The following is a 16250-nucleotide window of genomic DNA, read 5'->3' on the forward strand; positions in this document are numbered from 1 at the left end:
GAAACAAGACTATCGGAAATTTATATGCCAAATACATCGATTTCAGAGACAGGATACCAAGTTTTTGAAGCTACATCTTTAAAATACACTTGAATAGTATAGGTACCCTTTGTATTAAAGGAATAAGTAAACTCGTTGGTTTTGAACCAAAAGTTTTCTTCACTTTTCTTGATTTGTTGATTATCTATAGTTTCTGTTTTATCCGCAGGATCGGTGATCGTAAGTTTTATGTCTGAGATTTCTGTTTTTAAATGATCCACTTGTAATAAGGTAGAAAAGGCAAAACGGGCAGGGCTTTTTACCTTACCGAAAATCTCTCCATTGTTATCAAGCAATACCATGTTCACATTGGGCTTGTAGATTCGAACCGATTTACTTGTCTCGTCCAAAGCGATTAAAGCAAATAAACTTTTAGAGAGCTGTTCAGCAGGCAAAAGAATATCCCCCTCGGACAATATTGCTGCTTGTTTTTGTGCTAGATTATTGAAATATAATGAAACTTCTGATTGATTCGATGCGGCATAAATCATTGTTCCCGGTAGAATCATTATGCAAAGTACTAATATAGTCAGTTTAATTATTTTTCTCAATGAAATCTCCTCCTATATATATGTTATGTTAATTATACCCATAAGATGGAAGATAGTTTCTTTTATGCAATTAATAAAATAACCCCTAACTAAAACCCTCTCACACTGCTAGGGGTTACTTTTCTATGTTTTTTGAAAGTCCGGCTGAAATAGTAGATATCGCTGAAGCCAGTAGTGGTAGCGATTTCAGATATCGTTAGCTGGGTATGCCTTAGCAAATAATCTGCACGGTCTAAACGGACAGCATTTATATATTCCGATATCGTATGCCCAGTTAATTCCTTGAAGAGACGACTGAAATGGAAACGGCTTAGTCCTGTTAGTGCCGCAAGTTCGTCAACTTGAATCGGTTCCTGGTAATGGGTATCGATATAACGTAAAACAGGCGCGAAGCGTTCAACGGTCTGAATACGTCTTTCTTGATCAGCCTGTGAGAGTACGGTGACGATATGTCTGCGGAGTAGCAGCGTTAGCAGGCGGTATAGCTCGGACTTGACGGCCAGCTCATATCCAAATTCGCGAAGTTCCAGTTCCCTAATAATCGCCAGTGCACAGTCTGTAATGTGCTGATCACCTCGGATATGATTACGCAACAGCAGCTGGTTCTGCTGAATCGGGGCGATGAACTTGGTCTCGGCAGCGTCGCTTACTGCACTATGCAGTAAAGAAGTATCTACAATAATCGCATAATACAATAAATCAGAAGAAGCGCTCACCCCATAATGCAGCTCGTTGCTGTTTACTGCAACTAAATCACCAGCCCTTACGTTGATCGGTGTTCGTCCGCATTCAAAAACAGCCTCACCGCTTTCAATAAACAGAAACTCAAGATGCTCATGCCAATGATGTGGGAACAACATAACTCCCTCTTGGTTGAAGCGCTGGGTATGTACTTTAATCGGAAACTCGGGATTTGGCATGTCCATGGGTTCCTGTAGATGTTTATCATAGTCCAACATTTATAGACTGCACCTCCTATAGCACAATTGTACAAATGAAACCGCAAGGCTCTGCATGGTGTTTAGGGTTGAAATCATTATAATACGAATCATAACCTATGCAAAATAAAGGAGAGAGAATTGATGGATATGATCAAAATTGGCGTAATAGGTACGGGCTCTATCTCCGGCATGCACTTAAGTGCTTATCGGAATAATCCGCAGACCACCATATATGCGGTATGTGACCTGAATGAAGAGCGTGTACGCGCTGTTGCTACTGAGTACAACGTCGAAAAAGTATACACGGATTATCGTGAATTGCTGGCTAATCCCGAAATAGCTGCAGTCAGCATCTGCACATGGAACAACTCTCATGCTGAGATCAGCATCGCGGCACTTGAGGCAGGCAAGCATGTACTTGTGGAAAAGCCGCTTTGCCGCACGGTTGAAGAAGCGCTTCAGGTTCAGCAGGCAGTTGAAAAGAGCGGTAAGATTTTGCAAGTAGGCTTTGTAAGACGTTATGACTCCAATGCTCAGCTACTTCAGACATTGGTGGAGCAAGGAGAATTCGGCGAAATCTACTATGCGAAGGCAACGACGTTCCGGAGACTTGGCAATCCCGGGGGCTGGTTCAGTGATATTGAACGTTCCGGCGGCGGACCACTGATTGATATCGGCGTACATGTGATCGATCTATGCTGGTATTTGATGGGCCGTCCGAATCCAGTATCAGTAAGTGCCAATACCTACCGGAAGCTCGGCAATCGTTCTAATATCAAGAATCTTTCTTTCTATAAAGCCGCTGATTACGACGCAGCGAACAATACGGTGGAAGATTTAGCAAATGCACTAATTCGCTTTGAGAATGGAGCTTCGCTGATGGTCGATGTTAGCTTTACACTGCATGCCAAGGAAGACGAGCGCTCGGTGCGCCTGTACGGTGACAAGGGTGGTTTTGAAATTGATCCTGAGATAGTCATCGTTAAAGAACAGTCGGATACGATCGTCAATACCTATCCGCAGACCGATCATAAGGGGTTTGAGTTTAACAGTGCATTCCAGAATGAGATTAATCATTTTGCGAACAACATCAGCAACGGCTCTACACCGATTAGTCCTGTGCAGGACGGCGTTACAATCATGAAGATTCTCGGCGCGATCTATGAATCCGCTGCCAAAGGCGAAGAGGTGAAACTATGAAGCTAGGAATCAGTACCTACAGTTTGCATTCAGCTTTTTCAACGGGTGAGCTCACGCTTGAAGGAGTCATTGAGACGATCGCCGATCTGGGCGCGGAGCATGCGGAGATTGTACCCTTGGGCATCAATTTGGTTGAGAATCCTGAGCTAATTGATCAGATTGTACGAACGGCAGCGGGTCGTGGACTAGAGTTGTCCAATTATGCCATCGGGGCAAACTTTTCTGGGCTGGAGACAGCGGAAAGACAGCGGGAAGTCGAGCGGGTAAAGCGGGAAGTAGACGTCTGTGCGGCATTAGGTATTCAGCGTATGCGGCATGATGTAGCCTCGTCAAATGATCTATCAATCACGCATTTTTTGGAAGAGCTTCCACGTTTGGCTGAAGCCTGCCGAGAAATTGCCGATTATGCCGCAGGTCTGGGCATTACGACCAGCGTGGAGAATCATGGATACTTTATTCAGCACAGCGATCGTGTACAGGCGTTGGTTCACGCTGTAGGAAGAGATAACTTCCGTACAACACTCGACATTGGGAACTTCCTGTGCGCAGATGAGAATCCACTTATTGCTGTGACTAACAATATTAAGCTTGCTTCGATGGTACATTTTAAAGATTTCTATATTCGTCCGCAGGATCGCCAGCCTGGCGAAGGTTGGTTCCAGTCCACTGGTGGGAACTGGTTGAGGGGTGCCATCGTTGGTCAAGGAGACATCGACATGCCGAGTGTAATTCGAATCGTTAAGGAAAGCGGTTACGACGGATATATCTCTGTAGAATTTGAGGGAATGGAAGAGTGCCGTAAGGGGACAAGACTCGGGCTCCAATACATCAAGCGGGTTTGGAACCAAATTTAATTCATTATAAAGGAGGATTATTGCCATGGTTAAACCAATTATTACTAACAAAATCGGCGTTATCGTAGACAGTTTTCAGGTCGGAGTGAAAGAGGGATTGCGCAAGGCAAAAGAAGCAGGGGCTGATGGAGTTCAGATTTATGCGGTGCAAGGTGAATTTGATCCCGCAAACCTTTCTCCGTCTGCCCGCCGTGAATGGAAGGAATACATCGCTTCACTGGGTCTCGAAATCTCTGCCCTCGTTGGAGATTTAGGAGGACATGGCTTTCAGGACCCTGCACAGAACCGTGCCAAAATCGAAAAGTCCAAACGCATTATGGAGCTGGCCAAGGAGCTAGGTACAGATATAGTAACTACACATATCGGTATTGTTCCCTCTGACCCGGCCAGTAAAATTTATGAAACTATGCACATCGCCTGTGAGGAACTTAGCAGATACGCGCATGAGATGAATTCTTACTTTGCGATTGAGACTGGTCCAGAACCCGCTGCGCGTCTGAAGACGTTCCTCGACGGTTTGGGTTCCAAAGGGGTTTCTGTTAATTTCGATCCGGCCAATATGGTGATGGTGACTGGTGATGATCCCGTGCAAGGTGTTCATACACTAAAAGACTATATTGTACACACCCATGCTAAAGATGGTCTCAAACTTGCCGATATCGATCCGCGCGATGTGTACGGTCAATATGGTTATGAAGCACCAGCATTAGACCATGAGAAGATCGCTGAAATGGCCGAGACAGGCTCAGCATTTCGTGAAGTTCCGCTCGGAGCGGGTTCTGTTGATTGGAACAACTATCTGCAAGCGTTGAACGACATCGGTTATACAGGATTCCTGACCATAGAACGGGAAGTTGGTACTAATCCAGAGGAAGATATCCGCCAGGCTGTGAATTTCTTAAAGGCTTTTCGGGTCTGAACATGGTAGTGATAATGATTAAATAGTTCATCCAACCTTTGGGATAAAAGAGAAGCTGCCGTACAGGAGAACAGGCCTGTACGGTGGCTTTTTTTATTGCTACAAACACTTTAACTTAGTTCAGGACAATAATCTGATCCAATTGCTACAGGCTAGGTTTGATCTAATTAATTCTTTTTTATAGGTACTAAATCTCATTTTTTGCAACTTTATCCTCTATTTGGCGTTAAAGAAGAGAGAATACGAAGGGGGAGCCTATATGAAAAAGATAAATCTACTAGCCCTTTTAGTAGTCATTTCAGTAATCATTGTTGGATGTATCAATACAGGGAATAAGGATAAAGCGAATCAACCACTAATCGAACTGAGTTCTGTTAATTCCATTAAAGTCCAGAATGCTAGCGGTGAATCGATAACCATAACGGACAGCAATTTAATAGAACAATTCAATGAAGCTATACATACTGCTGAGTATGACAGCGCAAAGCTTGATATTACAGCATCTGATTATGAAGCTACTGTTGAATTAAAGAATAAAGAAAACGAAAAGTTCTCATTCTGGATTATGGGCGAGAGTAATGGTCTTTTCACCAAATCAGGACAAAATGGACATTACAAGCTGCCGGAAACAAAAAAAGCAGTTTTACTTGACTTATTTCAACCCAATGAGCAACAAGTAGAAGCCGATAATCTAAAAATTGACGAGGAAATCAAGCGAATCACAGTAGCGAAATCTCTAGCACATGGTTCAGTAAATGCTAACATAAAGGCTGAATACATAGATCATGAAAGCATAGAAACTTTCGTCCGAGCCATCCGTACCGCTGTAGAAATACCAGGGAATTTAAATACCGCAACGCCTAACTATGATATTGTTCTAATTTCAAATAATAATAAATATGCCTTTCATCTATGGATTAACGAAACAAGCGAGCAAGGCATGTTAATGAATGTGAACGTAACAAGCACAGGCTACACACTTACTAAGGAATCAACTGTCGAGTTAAAAAAGCTTATATTCTTGGAAGCAAACTTTAAGGGTCTGGAGTTTAATGCAGTACGGAGCTCAAATGGAGAACTGGTGGCTAAACCAATTGGTATAACCGAAAATAACTATCTATTAAACGGTGGGGCAGTGGTTGAATTACAAGGAATCTTATATCACACCATTCATTTTTTCTATGGCGACCATAATGCAGTTAACGCTTTACTAGCCCATGATCCTGCTACGGATGAGGTGATGGTGAAATGGAGCGATGAACTGATCGATACCGATAACCGTTGGAACAATGCATTTATGAACAACTATAATATGCTAATCCCGCTAGACGAGGATCATCTATTATTTCTGGAATCGGATCTGACGAAAGAAGCCGGGCAATATCATTTGTCCTCATTTAATGTTGTTACAGGAAAAATCGAACGACTTCGGGAAGACTTTTGGCCGCTTTCTGATAATTCTGACTACATCTATAAATTTCAGTGGAATGCTGATGAACAAAAATTATTTATGCAAAGTTACCTCGGCAATGTATGGTTCTTTGATCTGAAGGATGGAAAGGACGATGTCCATCTTCTAAAATATCCGGTAATCCCTCACTCGACGACTGGTGCGCCATCCCTGTTTCTTTCACCAACCTTTAAGAGATTTGTACATGATGATGAGAGCGGTCAATTAACCTTTTACGATAAAAAAGGAGTTTCACTTCATACTGTACCGCTACCACAAGAGCGATATGTACCTTCTGAGAAAATAAAGTGGAACCCAGCAGGCACGATTGCTTGGATGGATACAGCAAAGATCAACCAAAACCGAATCCTTGACATCGATATCGATTATTTGAAAATCGCTCCACAAAAAATTAATTTTTATAATCAGGATGGTCTTTACATCGGGTCCATTAAGACTGAAAGTGACCGTGAAGATGCGGCAGTTGAAGTTGTGGGATGGATGGATGCTAATATAGCCGTGATGAAATCGTATACTGTAGAACTTTTGTACAAGGATTCTATAGGACTGAAGGTTAAGAATGTTTCTTATTATCTTTATGATGTAATAAAGAAGCAGAAGGGGGCTAGCTTTTCGTCCATCCCTTCCAGTGCAACCGTTACGTCAGATCAACGAATGGGCGATGCCGATAATGAGGGGAATATCACTGTAAGCTTTAAAGAAATTACCTATAAAAAAGAGAAATAAATGAGCCTCGGGAGTTCGCCGTAATGATCACATAAGATCATTGGGCAAGCTTCCCGAGGCTTCTTTTTTATATTTTCAAGACAAATGTTTAATCTTCGCCACGCAATGAGTTAGCCTGTTCTCGGAGTTTTTATTGTCCTGCAATAGTACTGAGCGAGGAAAGTAGATCAAGTCGGAAGCCTTGTACCAGAGTTTCGCCGTTCATAAGATCGGTCTCATATGCGCGTTTGAAGCCCAAGCGCTGGTACAGTTTAATGGCTGAAGCCATCATTTCTGAGGTGTGCAGATTTAAAGTGGTGGCACCCAAATCGCGAGATCTTCTTGCAGCTTCATGAATTAGCTGGGTTGCAACGCCGAGACCCCGAGCGGACGGAGATACGGCAAGTAGACGTAGGATAGGGGAGTGAATGCCTAGCTCTGGTTTACCGTATGCCGTTTCCGAGGAGCTGAACAAGAGTGCGCTACCAATGATTTTCTTGTCAATTTCAGCGATGATCCGCACGATCGGGGCATCACCATGGACGGATTCAAGAAGTGATTTCCGGTACTCAAGCCACAACGGCTCAGGCATGACCTCGGAATATTGATGGTATGCGTCCAACATTACTTCTGCGATGGCATCACGGTCATTGTTCTCGGCTTCACGAATAATAATCTTTTGTGACATATTCTCGCGATCCCCTTTCAGTCAAATGTATAGTCATACGATTGAAGTTATTATAAATGATAATTCCGATTGATATAAGGGGTATTTTATAATTTTGATAATTGAATAGAAAAGCTCTATATGAAAATTAGTGAGCGTTTATAGAAATCCGATTATTTTACATGGAATTTAAGTTGACAAAAAAAGGGGGCGTGAATAAGATATAAACAAAATCTATAGGAAAGTAACGCCGTATTTCATTGTTTTTTCATCGGAATAGTAAAATTAAAATTAGTTTAGGGGGATTAGGGATGAACATTGAAAATATTGAGGCCTTTGTCTACATCAACCATTATGGAAGCTTCAATAAAGCGGCCGAAGTCCTATATATCTCACAGCCGACAGTTACAGCCCGGATTCAATCGCTAGAAAGGGAACTGGATTGCAGAGTGTTTGATCGGTTGGGTAAGCAGATTAGCCTAACGGAGAAAGGTAAGCAGTTTCTTCCTTATGCCCAGCAGATTCTCCAGATCTATCAGAACGGTAAATATCAGGTTCAGGCGAAGGGGCATATTCCGAATGAATTGAGAATCGGCAGTACCGTCTCGGTGTCCAATTATTTAATGCCGCATCTGATGCTTCATTTGAAGCGCAGGTATCCGCATATCACGATCAAGCTGACGACAGCTTCTACGGAAGTATTGATTGATAAGCTGAAATCGAAAGAGCTAGATCTGGCTTTTATCCGTAAGGTCGTAAATCCAGCCATTCAAGCCTTTCCTTTCTGCGAAGACCCCATTTCGCTGTATGTAGAGAAGGGGCATCGCTTAGCTAAGGCACAACGCACATCGCTGGAAGATATTCGCCAGGAGACGTTAGTCTTTTTTGAATGCGGGTCTTTGGATTGGATGCGACTGCATCGTGTATTTGAGAGCATGGAACAGCCGCCGAAGATTGAATATCAGGTGGATAACCTGGAAACGGCCAAAAAGCTTGTGTTGAAAAAAGCAGGTATCTGTTTCCTTCCGGCACTTAGTGTGCAAGAGGAAGTAGCAGCTGGGATGTTAGTACGGGTGGATATTGCGGAGACGGAAGGCATCTCCTTACGTACCAGCCTGATTTCACTAAATGGGGAGAACGCTGAATTCATAGAAACTCTACTTGAACTCGGGATTGGTAAAACGGGAGATCGACTAATTGTATAGATGTATTAAAAAACTCTATTAGCGCATGGACACATGCAGTGATAAAGTTAATTGCATATAATGACGACTATTTCGATAGGAATTATAAATTTAATTTCGGAAGGATGGAGGGCTTGCGATGAGTGAGACATACAGACTGGCAGAACTGAAAGATGCGGAGATTTTGCTTGAGGTTACATATCGTGCGTATGAGCTGATTCGTGAGCTCGGGCTGCATTGGCCAGCGGCTACAGCTGACTTGGCACTTATTGAAGACAATATTGCTACGAATGAGTGTTATGTGCTTGAAGTTGATGGAACGATCGTTGCGACGATAACCCTCTCAAAAGAAGAAGATATTAAGAAGATTAGTCCATTGCCTTTTATTAAATGGTTCGCTGCACATCCGGTTTACAGTAACAGAGGTTATGGTGGAAAGCTTCTAGATTGGGTGGAAGAGCACATTATTGCTGGACAATTGGGTTCGGCTGCGGTCACGCTGGCAACGGCGAAGAAGCACCCATGGTTAGTTCAAATGTATGAACGCCGGGGGTATGAACGGTTTCTGGAGCTGGATCAGCAGAATGGTGATGGCATTATGTATCTGATGAAAAAAACACTAACAAACAAACCACAATTCATCCAAAGGGGATAGAAAAATGAAAAAGTCCATTTCACTAGTAATTGCATCGTTATTGACACTGGCGATTGCCGGTTGCGGAAATAACAGCAACAGCGCGAGCAGCAGTAAGAATGGTAATGCTGCTGAGGCCGCAACACCCGCCAATGCTTCGACAAAGGTAACTAAGATTATCGTAGGCACGGGTACTGCTTTTCCGAAGGTCTGCTTCATAGATGAGAACGGCAAGCTTACAGGCTTCGATGTGGAACTGCTCAAAGAAATTGATAAGCAGCTGCCGGAATATGAATTTGAGTTTCAAACCATGGATTTCAGCAATTTGCTACTGAGTCTGGAAACTAAAAAAATCGATCTGGTCGCCCATGTCATGGAGAAGAATCCGGAGCGGGAGCTGAAATATTCTTTTAATAAAGAAGCCTATGCCCACTGGAGAAACCGCATCGTAGTGGCGAAGGATAATGATTCGATCCAATCACTGGATGATCTTAAAGGGAAAAAGGTGCTAGTCGGTGCGACAAGTGCACAAGCGCAAATTCTAGAGAACTACAATAAAGAGAATGACAATGCAATTAATATCGTGTATCAGAACGGTGCAGCGAATGACACCGTGGCACAGATTAGTTCTGGACGTGTGGACGCTACACTAGCTGCAGATTTTGTCCTGCCGATCATTGATCCGCAGAGTCAGCTAAAGGCTACAGGCGACGAGCTGTCCTCCGCGGACATTCTCTATGTTTTCCGTAAGGATGATGCCGATTCACAGAAGCTGTCAGATGCAATTGACGGTGCGATTAAAGAGCTGAAGACGGACGGAACACTGGGTAAGCTGAGCACGGAATGGCTGGGTGCGGACGTTACAGCAGATTCAGTTAAATGATTGAACCAATGAGTACGGGAAGGGAGGGAATTTATGGGCGCACAGTTTGATATCAGCTTTGTATTTTCGTTTTTGCCTAAGTTACTTGGGACTTTAAGCACCACGCTTCTGATTGTCGCCGGTTCTCTCCTGACAGGGATTATTGTCGGCTTTCTCGTAGCTCTGCCAAGACTTTATAAAATACCGGTATTGAAGATTTTCTCAGAAATCTATATCTCCTTTTTTCGAGGAACGCCGATTCTTATCCAGCTCTTCCTGTTTTATTACGGTCTGCCTGAAATCATGAAGCTGGTCCATGTGGATATGACCCGAACTCCTGTACTTGTCTTTGTGATTCTTACCTACGGTCTGCATACAGGGGCATATATGTCTGAAATGATCAGGGCTTCTGTGATGGCGGTGGATAAGGGGCAGGTGGAGGCGGCTTATGCTACGGGGATGACGGGGTTCCAAGCTTTTACACGAATCGTGCTGCCGCAAGCGCTTGGAATCGCAGTTCCGGTATTCTCCAATCTAGTAATTGCACTCCTGAAAGATACGTCATTAGCTTTTACCCTCGGGGTGATGGAAATGTCAGGAAAAGCGCAGACGCTTGGCAGTTTAACCCAGCATTTTATTGAAACATATATTGCGCTCGCGCTGATCTATCTGGTCATCAGCTTTACGATTGAGAAGCTGCTGCTAGTAGCTGAACACCACCTGCTGCGGCATGAAAAGAGGAATACGCCGGAGAAAAAATCGTTTAAGATCAACAAAAACTGGTCCTACCGCCGCATTATTGCAGAATTAGGACCGGGCAAAGGAGGCACCGGATTATGAAGCTGGACCCATCGTTTATATGGACTGCTCTGGTGCAAATTCTGAGTGCAATTCCAACGACATTATATATTACCGTTGTCTCTGTATTGATTGGTTTTGTGATTGGAGTGGCTGTTGCCTTGATCCGGCTCTACAGAGTTCCACTGCTGTATCCGCTGGCCGTCGGTTATGTAACGTTTATCCGGGGGACACCGATGCTGACGCATCTGCTGCTTATTTATTTTGGACTTCCCGTGCTGATTGATGGTCTGGCGGCACATTTCGGCTGGAGCTTCAGATCGGTGTCGATTCCAATGATCGGTTTTGCCTATATTTCGTTCTCGATTACTGCGGGAGCTTATATGTCCGAAGTTGTCCGTTCCGGCTTGCTCGCTGTGGATCGTGGTCAGCTAGAAGCGGCCCATTCTATCGGAATGACTACACCCCAAGCACTGAAGCGGATTGTTTTTCCTCAGGCGTTGGCGGCAAGTCTACCTAATCTTTCGAATTCGGTAATCGGTATGCTGCACGGATCTACCCTTGCTTTTACCGTTTCGGTGGTGGATATCAATGCCAAGGCGCAGATTGTGGCTTCAACGAACTGGAAGTTTTTTGAGGCTTATCTAGCGGCGGCGTTGATCTTCTGGGCACTTACGTTTCTGATCGAACGCGTAACCTCAGTAATTGAAAAAAGGATTAATCTGTACAATCGAGGTGGAGTAGCATGATCAAGCTTGCGCAAATTTCGAAGTCATTCGGACGGAATCAGGTATTGAACAATATAGATTTAACAGTGACGAAGGGTGAGGTTGTCGTCATTCTCGGTCCCAGTGGCTCAGGCAAAACAACACTCTTACGCTGTGTGAATTATCTGGAGAGGCCAAGCAGCGGAGAGATCGCCATCGGCGATTTCAAAGTGAACTGCAAACATGCCCGCATAAAGGAGATTCATCAGCTCAGACAAAAAACGGCAATGGTATTTCAGCAGTACAATTTGTTCCGTCATAAAACCGCGCTGGAGAACGTGATGGAAGGGCTGCTAATTGTCAAAAAGCTTCCGAAGGATGAAGCGAGAAAGCGGAGCATTGCGCTACTTGAAAAGGTTGGTCTTGCCAGCAAGCTGGACGCCTATCCGAGTCAGCTGTCTGGAGGTCAACAGCAGCGGGTAGGGATTGCCCGTGCCTTGGCTCTCGAGCCAGAGGTTATCTTATTCGACGAACCAACATCGGCGCTGGACCCAGAGCTAGTGGGTGAAGTGCTGGCTGTTATCCGCAAAATTGCCAAGGAAGGCATCACAATGATTGTGGTGACCCATGAAATGGGCTTTGCTCGCGATGTGGCGAATCATGTGGTTTTTATGGACGGAGGCGTCATTGTTGAAGAAGGAACTCCGACAGAGCTGTTTAACCATCCGCGTGAAGAAAGAACGAAGCAGTTCCTGAAGCGGATCACACCTGAATTTAACTATTCGATATAGGAGGCAACATTATGGCTATTACAATCAGCGTACTCGATCAAAGTCCGATCTATCCGGGAGAAACGCCAGAGGAAGCATTCCAGCATACGATTAAGCTGGCACAACTGTCTGAGGAGCTTGGATTTCATCGATTTTGGGTTTCGGAGCATCATGACTCTGAGCAGGTAGCCGGTTCTTCCCCGGAAGTACTCATCTCACATCTGCTGGCCAAAACGGAGCGTATCCGCATTGGCTCCGGTGGAATCATGCTCCAGCATTACAGCCCGTATAAGGTGGCGGAGAATTTCAATGTGCTGGCTACGCTGGCTCCTGGCCGAGTGGATCTCGGTGTGGGACGCGCTCCCGGCGGTCTTCCACGCAGTACACAAGCGCTTCAGCAGGGAAGAGAAGAATCCCCTAGCTTAACGGACAAAATCATAGAGCTGGAGAAGTATGTACATAACCGGCTCGAAGAAAACCATCCGCTGGCAGGGCTGAAGGCAGGTCCCCTCCCTGGACTTCCGCCCGAGCTGTATGTGCTTGGCGCGAGTGTAGGCAGTGCAGAGATTGCCGCTGAACTTGGGTTACCTTATGTGTTCTCCCTGTTTATTAACAGCGATAAGGCAGTAGCGCTAGATGCCATTCGTGCTTACCGCAGCAGTTTTGTTTCTACACAGGGCAGACAACCGCAAGCGATTATCGCTTTAGCGCTAGTGGTGGCTGAGACCGAGGAGGAAGCGAAAGAACTGGCGGGCGCGCATAAGTTGATTCGGATACAACTAGCAAGCGGGAAGAAGCTAACCGTTGGGACCCTGGAACAGGCGGAGGAATTTGCCCGCCAGAGCAATGAAGCCTACACAATTGAAGAGCTGGAACCAGAGATTACCAAAGGAACGAAAGCATCTGTGCGTGAACAGCTGTTGGCACTTTCAGAGGCTTCCGGTGTTGATGAATTCATCATAACAACGAATGTGCAGCCATTTGATAAACGGCTCCGCTCTTTTGAACTGCTGAGCGAAGTAATTGCTGAAGTGCCGGCAGAGGCATAAGGCAGGTGAGATCAGTTTCACACAGGAAATCGTGTAAAGGAGGTTGACTGCATATGGCAAGTAACGCTACAGAGCTAAGCGCGGAAGCGCTTGGAGAAGAATTAATCGGGATACGCCGTCATCTGCACCGGCACCCGGAACTGTCCAATGAGGAGCATGGTACAACAGAATATATTATTTCCCTGCTGGAGCGGGCAGGAGTCAGGGTCGTAGATTACGGTCTGTCTACCGGAGTGATTGCAGAGATTGGGGGCAAGCAGCCGGGTCCGGTCATCGCGCTGCGCGCAGATATCGACGCCTTGCCGATTCAGGAGGAAACCGGAGTAGCCTATGCTTCGTTATTTCCCGGTAAAATGCATGCCTGCGGACATGATTTCCATACGGCTGCCTTAATCGGAGCAGCCTATCAATTGAAGCAGCGAGAGCAGCAATTACAGGGAACGGTGCGCCTGTTGTTCCAACCGGCTGAGGAGAAGGCGCAGGGGGCACAGCGGATCATTGCTAGCGGGGCGCTAGAAGAAGTCCGGGCAGTGATCGGGCTGCATAACAAGCCGGATTTGCCGGTCGGAACGATCGGTATTACGGCGGGTCCTTTAATGGCAGCGGCTGACGGCTTTGTGATTGAAGTGCAGGGTGGCAGTTCTCATGCTGCCGTTCCAGAAGCTGGGATAGACCCGATTGTAGCTGCTTCGCATATCGTGACCGCATTCCAATCCATTGTAAGTCGCAATGTCAGTCCACTGCAAAGTGCGGTGGTCAGTGTGACGCAGATTCACAGCGGGAATTCATGGAACATTATCCCCGAAAAAGCCGTGCTTGAGGGGACGATCCGCACCTTTGATGAAACGGTGCGAAGCAAAGTGCTGGACCGCTTTCAGGAAGTGGCGACCGGTGTAGCGGCTGCTCTTGGAGCAGAAGCCACTGTTCGCTGGATAGAAGGACCGCCTCCGGTTATCAATGATTCTGCCTTAGCGGTGTTAGGGGTAGAGTCGGCCGAAGCTCTTGGGTACCGAGCGGTCAAGCCAGAGCTTTCTCTGGCCGGAGAGGATTTTGCCTTCTATCAGCGCGTGGTACCGGGACTGTTCGTCTTTGTAGGTACTGAAGGAAGCCAAGAATGGCATCATCCAGCCTTCAATCTAGATGAACGGGCGCTCCCTGTGGCGGCACGTTTCCTAGCGGATGTGGCTGTACGTTCCCTTGAGTACTACAATTCCGGTGGAGGTGCAGAATTATAGCTGAACATAAAAGTTACGATGTAATTATTGTAGGCGCAGGTTCGATGGGCATAAGCGCTGGTTATGACCTTGCGAGGCGCGGAGTGAAGACGTTGCTGATTGATGCCTTTGATCCACCACATACACAGGGGAGCCATCACGGGGAATCCCGGCTGATCCGGCATGCTTACAGCGGTGATCCCACCTACATTGATTTGGCTCTGCGGGCAGATACGCTATGGAAAGAAGTGGAGCTGTTGAGTGGAAGCGAATTGCTTATCCGCTCAGGTGTGCTGAATCTTGCGGATAGCGCAGTGTATTCCTTCAGCGACCGTCTCGAGGTAGCGAAGAAACGGAAGGTGCGGGTAGAGCATCTGGATGCCGAAGAGATCCGGCGGCGCTGGCCAGCATTGAACATTCCGGAAGCATTCGCGGCGATGTATGAACCAGATGCCGGGTATTTGTACAGCGAGCGATGTATTTCCGCCTACCGCCAGCTTGCGCTTGGACATGGTGCGGAAGTGTTGACGAACACTCCATTAGTGAACATCACCGCACGCGAAGGCAGCGTTACGGTTCATACGATAAATGGCGATTATCACGGAGCGGCAGCTATCCTTAGTGCCGGAGCCTGGTTTGACGCGTTGGCGCCTTTTGTACATTTGCCGATCAAGGCGATCCGTAAAGTTGTCGGCTGGTTTGAGAGTTCTCCTGCTTTTGCTGCCGGTAGCTTCCCCGGTTTCACGCTGGGAGCAGAGGAAGGTGGCTATTATGGCTTTCCCAGCATTAATGGAGCTGGTCTGAAGATCGGCCGTCACGATACGGGGCTGGAATGGAAGCCGGGTACACAGCTTGCTCCGTTCGGCAGTGAAGCCAGCGATGAGGGTGACCTCCGTAAGGTACTGGAGTCTTACATGCCCGGTGCAGCTGGCCGATTGCTAAAAGGTTCTGCATGCAAATATGAGCATTCGCCTGATGAAGATTTCATTATAGACCGCCATCCGCTCCACTCTAATGTGTTGATAGCTGGAGGGTTTTCGGGGCATGGTTTTAAATTTTCTAGTGTTGTGGGTGAAATACTGGCCGACTTAGCGATCAGCGGAGTTACCAATCATAACATCGAGCCTTTTTCGTTATCTCGTTTTGCACCACCGGATCATTCGCTAACAAGTCTTATATTGGAGGGGATTTAATGAGCAGAGTTCAAATCAGTGATTATCTCAGTACGTACCATCAACTGGTGCAGAAGACCGCCGGGTTAACAGAGGAACAACTAAAATGGAAGGCGGAACCCGCCAGTTGGAGTGTGACTGAGGTACTGACTCATCTGGCTGATCACAGCATCGTAGTTTCATTCCGCATTCGTGATATTCTCGCAGCTACGACATCGCAGCTTCCAGTCTTCAATCAGGATGCTTGGGTCAGCGGTCAGTACGCCAACAGCGGCAATGCTTCCGACAATCTGGAGCTGTTCCGCAGCCTGCTTTACTATAACAGCCTTTTGTTTGAACGACTTAGCGAAGAGGATTGGGAGAAAAGCGGAATTAATTTCAAGGGGGAGACCGTGAAAATTTCAGATATCGTGCGCGGCTTCACTGCACATGTGGAGAGACATCTTGGCCAGATCGAGCGAATCAAACAGGGCGCAGCTAATGCATCGTTTGTGCAATGATTGCTTCCGAAGT

17 protein-coding genes are annotated in these 16250 nt (G+C 46.1%); 14 read left to right on the forward strand and 3 right to left on the reverse strand.

The annotated features are described in order from the left end of the window. Window positions 1-20: 20 nt before the first annotated feature. Together QNH28_RS14790 and QNH28_RS14795 are read right to left on the reverse strand one after the other, a co-directional pair. A complete protein-coding gene (locus QNH28_RS14790; RefSeq protein ID WP_283907362.1) occupies window positions 21-590 on the reverse strand; it encodes a hypothetical protein in 570 nt (189 codons plus the stop codon). Window positions 591-679: 89 nt separating this feature from the next. Further along, complete coding sequence (locus tag QNH28_RS14795) at window positions 680-1549, reverse strand: helix-turn-helix domain-containing protein (protein WP_283907363.1); 870 nt, start codon at window positions 1547-1549, stop codon at window positions 680-682. 123 nt (window positions 1550-1672) lie between these two features. Here QNH28_RS14795 and QNH28_RS14800 point away from each other — a divergent pair, with 123 nt between their 5' ends. The 4 genes from QNH28_RS14800 (at window position 1673) to QNH28_RS14815 (ending at window position 6701) form a co-directional block, all read left to right on the forward strand. Next, entirely contained in the window at window positions 1673-2731 is a 1059-nt protein-coding gene (locus QNH28_RS14800; protein ID WP_283907364.1) for a Gfo/Idh/MocA family protein, read from the forward strand. Beyond that, entirely contained in the window at window positions 2728-3585 is an 858-nt protein-coding gene (locus QNH28_RS14805; RefSeq protein ID WP_283907365.1) for a sugar phosphate isomerase/epimerase family protein, read from the forward strand. Before QNH28_RS14800 ends, QNH28_RS14805 begins: the two co-directional genes overlap by 4 nt. A 25-nt stretch (window positions 3586-3610) precedes the next feature. Next, entirely contained in the window at window positions 3611-4504 is an 894-nt protein-coding gene (locus QNH28_RS14810) for a sugar phosphate isomerase/epimerase family protein (RefSeq protein WP_283907366.1), read from the forward strand. 259 nt (window positions 4505-4763) lie between these two features. Further along, on the forward strand, window positions 4764-6701 hold the full coding sequence (locus tag QNH28_RS14815) for a YhfM domain-containing protein (RefSeq protein WP_283907367.1): 1938 nt from the start codon (window positions 4764-4766) through the stop codon (window positions 6699-6701). A 130-nt stretch (window positions 6702-6831) separates the two neighbouring features. Here the strand turns inward: QNH28_RS14815 and QNH28_RS14820 are convergent, their stop codons facing one another. After that, on the reverse strand, window positions 6832-7368 hold the full coding sequence (locus QNH28_RS14820) for a GNAT family N-acetyltransferase (RefSeq protein ID WP_283907368.1): 537 nt from the start codon (window positions 7366-7368) through the stop codon (window positions 6832-6834). Window positions 7369-7658: 290 nt separating this feature from the next. On the opposite strand from QNH28_RS14820, the gene QNH28_RS14825 reads away from it, so the two are divergent. From QNH28_RS14825 to QNH28_RS14870, 10 genes are all read left to right on the forward strand, one after another. Further along, a complete protein-coding gene (locus tag QNH28_RS14825) occupies window positions 7659-8552 on the forward strand; it encodes a LysR family transcriptional regulator (RefSeq protein ID WP_283907369.1) in 894 nt (297 codons plus the stop codon). 118 nt (window positions 8553-8670) lie between these two features. Further along, window positions 8671-9186: a GNAT family N-acetyltransferase gene (locus QNH28_RS14830; RefSeq protein WP_283907370.1), complete on the forward strand. Its 516-nt coding sequence runs from the start codon at window positions 8671-8673 to the stop codon at window positions 9184-9186. A gap of 4 nt (window positions 9187-9190) precedes the next feature. Further along, window positions 9191-10048: a transporter substrate-binding domain-containing protein gene (locus QNH28_RS14835; RefSeq protein ID WP_283907371.1), complete on the forward strand. Its 858-nt coding sequence runs from the start codon at window positions 9191-9193 to the stop codon at window positions 10046-10048. 33 nt (window positions 10049-10081) lie between these two features. Then, window positions 10082-10867: an amino acid ABC transporter permease gene (locus QNH28_RS14840; RefSeq protein WP_283907372.1), complete on the forward strand. Its 786-nt coding sequence runs from the start codon at window positions 10082-10084 to the stop codon at window positions 10865-10867. Further along, window positions 10864-11574 (forward strand): amino acid ABC transporter permease, encoded by a 711-nt coding sequence (locus QNH28_RS14845; protein WP_283907373.1) that lies wholly within the window; start codon window positions 10864-10866, stop codon window positions 11572-11574. The genes QNH28_RS14840 and QNH28_RS14845 overlap by 4 nt, the downstream gene beginning before the upstream one ends. Further along, the gene (locus tag QNH28_RS14850; protein ID WP_283907374.1) at window positions 11571-12323 is read left to right on the forward strand and encodes an amino acid ABC transporter ATP-binding protein; all 753 of its coding nucleotides are present in this window, start codon (window positions 11571-11573) and stop codon (window positions 12321-12323) included. The genes QNH28_RS14845 and QNH28_RS14850 overlap by 4 nt, the downstream gene beginning before the upstream one ends. Window positions 12324-12334: 11 nt before the next feature. After that, window positions 12335-13351, forward strand: coding sequence for an LLM class flavin-dependent oxidoreductase (locus QNH28_RS14855; RefSeq protein ID WP_283907375.1), 1017 nt, complete (start codon window positions 12335-12337; stop codon window positions 13349-13351). 53 nt (window positions 13352-13404) lie between these two features. After that, window positions 13405-14586 (forward strand): amidohydrolase, encoded by a 1182-nt coding sequence (locus tag QNH28_RS14860; RefSeq protein WP_283907376.1) that lies wholly within the window; start codon window positions 13405-13407, stop codon window positions 14584-14586. Then, a complete protein-coding gene (gene solA, locus QNH28_RS14865; protein ID WP_349655065.1) occupies window positions 14583-15758 on the forward strand; it encodes an N-methyl-L-tryptophan oxidase in 1176 nt (391 codons plus the stop codon). Before QNH28_RS14860 ends, solA begins: the two co-directional genes overlap by 4 nt. Further along, a complete protein-coding gene (locus tag QNH28_RS14870; protein WP_283907378.1) occupies window positions 15758-16237 on the forward strand; it encodes a DinB family protein in 480 nt (159 codons plus the stop codon). Before solA ends, QNH28_RS14870 begins: the two co-directional genes overlap by 1 nt. Window positions 16238-16250: the final 13 nt, after the last annotated feature.

It is taken from the genome of Paenibacillus sp. G2S3 (assembly GCF_030123105.1).
Taxonomy (GTDB): Bacteria; Bacillota; Bacilli; order Paenibacillales; family Paenibacillaceae; genus Paenibacillus_AQ.

Excerpts from the sequence above, each read along its gene's own strand:
- QNH28_RS14845 (WP_283907373.1), top strand. The coding sequence starts at position 10,864 with ATGAAGCTGGACCCATCGTTTATATGGACTGCTCTGGTGCAAATTCTG.
- QNH28_RS14870 (WP_283907378.1), top strand. The coding sequence starts at position 15,758 with ATGAGCAGAGTTCAAATCAGTGATTATCTCAGTACGTACCATCAACTG.
- QNH28_RS14855 (WP_283907375.1), top strand. The coding sequence starts at position 12,335 with ATGGCTATTACAATCAGCGTACTCGATCAAAGTCCGATCTATCCGGGA.
- QNH28_RS14795 (WP_283907363.1), bottom strand. The coding sequence starts at position 1,549 with ATGTTGGACTATGATAAACATCTACAGGAACCCATGGACATGCCAAAT.
- QNH28_RS14810 (WP_283907366.1), top strand. The coding sequence starts at position 3,611 with ATGGTTAAACCAATTATTACTAACAAAATCGGCGTTATCGTAGACAGT.
- QNH28_RS14805 (WP_283907365.1), top strand. The coding sequence starts at position 2,728 with ATGAAGCTAGGAATCAGTACCTACAGTTTGCATTCAGCTTTTTCAACG.
- QNH28_RS14840 (WP_283907372.1), top strand. The coding sequence starts at position 10,082 with ATGGGCGCACAGTTTGATATCAGCTTTGTATTTTCGTTTTTGCCTAAG.
- QNH28_RS14825 (WP_283907369.1), top strand. The coding sequence starts at position 7,659 with ATGAACATTGAAAATATTGAGGCCTTTGTCTACATCAACCATTATGGA.
- QNH28_RS14860 (WP_283907376.1), top strand. The coding sequence starts at position 13,405 with ATGGCAAGTAACGCTACAGAGCTAAGCGCGGAAGCGCTTGGAGAAGAA.
- QNH28_RS14850 (WP_283907374.1), top strand. The coding sequence starts at position 11,571 with ATGATCAAGCTTGCGCAAATTTCGAAGTCATTCGGACGGAATCAGGTA.
- QNH28_RS14800 (WP_283907364.1), top strand. The coding sequence starts at position 1,673 with ATGGATATGATCAAAATTGGCGTAATAGGTACGGGCTCTATCTCCGGC.
- QNH28_RS14830 (WP_283907370.1), top strand. The coding sequence starts at position 8,671 with ATGAGTGAGACATACAGACTGGCAGAACTGAAAGATGCGGAGATTTTG.
- QNH28_RS14815 (WP_283907367.1), top strand. The coding sequence starts at position 4,764 with ATGAAAAAGATAAATCTACTAGCCCTTTTAGTAGTCATTTCAGTAATC.
- QNH28_RS14835 (WP_283907371.1), top strand. The coding sequence starts at position 9,191 with ATGAAAAAGTCCATTTCACTAGTAATTGCATCGTTATTGACACTGGCG.
- QNH28_RS14820 (WP_283907368.1), bottom strand. The coding sequence starts at position 7,368 with ATGTCACAAAAGATTATTATTCGTGAAGCCGAGAACAATGACCGTGAT.